This is a genomic window from Natronoflexus pectinivorans (assembly GCF_004345615.1).
Taxonomy (GTDB): Bacteria; Bacteroidota; Bacteroidia; order Bacteroidales; family Marinilabiliaceae; genus Natronoflexus; species Natronoflexus pectinivorans.
Map to the genome: position 1 here is coordinate 1 of NZ_SLWK01000033.1, position 3,770 is coordinate 3,770.

A 3,770-nucleotide genomic window follows, 5' to 3' on the forward strand; every position below is an offset into this window, starting at 1 on the left:
CTGTCCGGATAATTCCAGAACGCATGTCCGGATATTACCGGAATGCCTGCCCGGATAATTCCAGAACGGGTGTCCGGATGCCTCCGGATTTTGCAGCAGCCCCAACATTTCATATATGCGACCGTTGTGGGTTATGATAGCTCCGCAAAGTCAAACCTTTATCTAACTGTAAATTTTATTTTAAGACTTCGTTTCGTCCCAAATATTTACTAAATTTGGGACGAATATAAAAAAATGGAAAGACCACAAGTAGAAAATAGAATTGCTGAATCGCTCAAGATATTGCCGAAAGGGAGTGTCCTTTTTGTGGACGATTTTTTAGACTACGGCAGTCCCGAAAGTGTCAAGAAAGCTCTTCTCCGCTTGAAAGAGAAAAATATTCTTGTTCGATTGGCTCACGGAATTTACCTATATCCAAAAATTGATAACGAACTTGGAGTACTCTTTCCATCAACCGAAGAAATTACGAAAGCCATTGCTAGGCGTGATAAAGCTAGAATTATTCCTACAGGAACTCAAGCTTTGAACAAATTGGGTTTAACTACCCAAGTTCCTATGAAAGTTGTTTATTTGACCGATGGAGCAGCCAGAAGTATTAAAGTCGGAAAACGAACAATTACTTTTAAAAAAACAAGTCCGAAAAACCTTATGGTAAAAGGAGAAATCAGTAGTTTAGCTATTCAAGCACTCAAAACTATCGGACAAAAGAAAGTAGATGAAAACACGATAGAAAAAATCCAATCTATATTAAGAAACGAGAAAATAGAGAACATCATTTATGATGCAAAACTAGCTCCAGCTTGGATAAACAAAATACTAATGCAGACGATTAGATGAATACCAATTGGCTAACATTATCAAAAGAAAGACGAATTGAAATCCTGAATCAGGTAACAGAATTAACGGGTTTGCCTGCAATTGCCATTGAAAAAGATTGGTGGGTAACACTATGTTTAAATGCATCATTTAATTTACCATATAGTGAACATCTGTTATTTAAAGGCGGAACTTCATTGAGCAAAGGATGGGAATTGATTGAGAGGTTTTCTGAAGATATAGATTTGGCCATTGACCGCAAGTTTTTTGGTTTTAAAGGAGAAATCAGTAAAACGCAAATCAAAAAGCTTAGGAAACTATCTTGCGAATTCATTTCAACAGAATTTCTCAAAGACTTAATCCAATATTTGACAAAATGGAATGCAATAGGCGAATGTAAATTATTTGCTCAACCAGTTACCGATTCAGATAAAGACCCGCAGGTTATTGAAATTCATTACAACTCCGTTGTGGAGACATCAGAATATTTACCGCAAAGAGTTTTAATTGAAGTAAGTTCACGTTCTTTGATGGAACCAACAGAGAAACGAGAAATCAATTCAATATTAAGTGACAATTTTCCAAAATTAAGTTTTGCATCTGAATCCTTTGCTATTCCAACTGTTCTACCACAAAGAACTTTCTTAGAAAAAATATTTCTACTTCATGAAGAGTTTTCCCAAGAAGCTGGAAAAATCCGCATAGACCGCCTTTCACGACACATGTATGATTTAGTAAGGTTAATGGATACAGAATATGGATTTGCAGCCTTAAAGGACAAGGAACTTTTTGGTAACATAGTTGCTCATAGGGAAAAATTCAATCCCTTGAGAAGTATAGACTATAGCAACCATACACCTGATAAAATCATAATTATACCTCCTGACTCCGTAATTAAGGACTATGAAAAGGATTATGCTGAAATGGCCAAATTTATGATTTATGGAGAGGCTTTGACTTTTTCGGAACTTATAAGTAGAATAATGGAATTACAAGAGCGAATACATAAAATGAAAATATAAAAATCACAACCCACAACATCATATATAAAATATTGGGGTTTAGATGTTTACTTTAACCTTACTGCCCCGCACCAACTTTTGTAACGGCAGACAAAGACGCACACCGCAGCCCCAACATTTCATATATGTCACCGTTGCCGTTCATAGACAAGAGAGAAAACTCCATAATTAAAAAATCATTTTTTCTATCTTTGAATGAAAATGACGAGAAATGGCAGAAAAACAAAATATTGAGTGGAAAGAATCGTGGAGAGATGAATATCTAAAATGGATATGTGGATTTGCCAATGCCTACGGTGGCTCAATATTTATTGGTAAAGATGATAACGGAAATATCGTTGGACTCAAAAATGCTAAAAAGCTGCTTGAAGATATACCAAATAAAGTAAAAGACGTATTGGGAATAATTATTGACGTTAATTTACATGAAACTGAAAATGGCGATTGCTTAGAAATTATTGTAGAAGCTCACCCCTACCCCGTAAACTACAAAGGTCAATACCATTATCGAAGTGGAAGTACTAAGCAAGAATTAAAAGGAAATGCTCTGGATAAATTTTTGCTTCAGAAAAAAGGAAAACGTTGGGACGGAGTACCTATTCCAAAGGTTTCTACAGAAGATTTAAAACCAGATACTTTTGACCTCTTTAGAAAGAAAGCAGTTAAAGCACAAAGAATTGAAGATGACGTCTTAACAGATACAAACTACCACCTATTAGAAAATTTACAACTAATAGAAAACAAATATCTCAAAAGAGCTGCAATTTTACTTTTTCATCCAACTCCTGAAAAATACGTTACTGGCGCATATATAAAAATCGGGTTCTTCCAATCTGATGATATATTAAAATTTCAAGATGAAGTTCATGGGAACATATTTGAACAGGTCGAAAAAACTATGGACTTGCTTATAACAAAATATATTCATTCATCAATAAGCTATGACGGATTAAATAGAGTAGAAAAATACGACTATCCAAAAGAAGCCATTCGTGAAGCCTTACTAAATTCAGTTTCTCACAAAGACTATTCAGAGGGTGTACCTATTCAGATAAGCGTTTATAATGACAAATTAATATTTTGGAATGACGCTCAATTACCAGAAAATTGGACGATTGAAAAACTTCTAACTAAGCATCCATCGAAACCATACAATCCAGATATCGCAAATACTCTTTTTAGGAGTGGATATATTGAAGCATGGGGACGTGGAACTATTAAAATGATTAATGATTGTGTTCAATTTGGGATACCTAAGCCAAAGTATTTTTATGATATGTCAGGGTTTTGGGTAGAATTTAGGAAAGATATATATAGTGATGAATATTTAAAGTCAATTGGATTGAATGACAGACAAGTAAAAGCCATTAATTTCTTAAAGAATAATGAAAAAATTACAAATCGTGAATATCAATCAAACTTCAATGTTTCCAGAAATACAGCAAGTAGAGATTTAACTGAATTGGTTGAGAAAGGGATAATTAAAGCTTCTGACAATAAAGGAGCAGGTTCATTTTATGAATTATAGAATTGCACCATAATTGCACCAATTGCACCATAGAGTAACCGACAATGAATTCAAATAAAAATAGATTACTTGAAGAAAAAGACAACGAAACGGCAACATCATATATAAAATATTGGGTTTTAGATGTTTATGCGAATCGCCCTGCCCCGCACCAACTTTTGTAACGGCAGACAGGTACGAAGCCCGCAATCCCCAAACATTTCATAGTGTGCCGAGAAGCAGAACATCGGCAAAATGTAGTTCTGCATGCTGTAGTTAAGATGGTGGAAACAGTTGTAAGTTGAACCACCGGTGTCGTCTTACAGGAGCGGGCATCAAACCACCTAAAGGTGCTGTGGTAAAGAGCCACGGTGCTGAGCGTTTAGGAAAAGACTATCCACGAGATAGTACAGGTATGGATATAG

General features: G+C 35.2%; 3 protein-coding genes. All 3 read left to right on the plus strand.

From position 1 onward, the window contains the following. Nucleotides 1-234: 234 nt before the first annotated feature. The 3 genes from EV194_RS16740 (at nt 235) to EV194_RS16750 (ending at nt 3,366) form a co-directional block, all read left to right on the plus strand. Complete coding sequence (locus EV194_RS16740) at nt 235-837, plus strand: DUF6088 family protein (protein WP_132435676.1); 603 nt, start codon at nt 235-237, stop codon at nt 835-837. Between the two features lie 71 nt (nt 838-908). Next, on the plus strand, nt 909-1,838 hold the full coding sequence (locus EV194_RS16745) for a nucleotidyl transferase AbiEii/AbiGii toxin family protein (RefSeq protein ID WP_207916116.1): 930 nt from the start codon (nt 909-911) through the stop codon (nt 1,836-1,838). 211 nt (nt 1,839-2,049) lie between these two features. After that, nucleotides 2,050-3,366, plus strand: a complete 1,317-nt coding sequence (locus EV194_RS16750; RefSeq protein WP_132435680.1) for an ATP-binding protein — start codon at nt 2,050-2,052, stop codon at nt 3,364-3,366. Nucleotides 3,367-3,770: the final 404 nt, after the last annotated feature.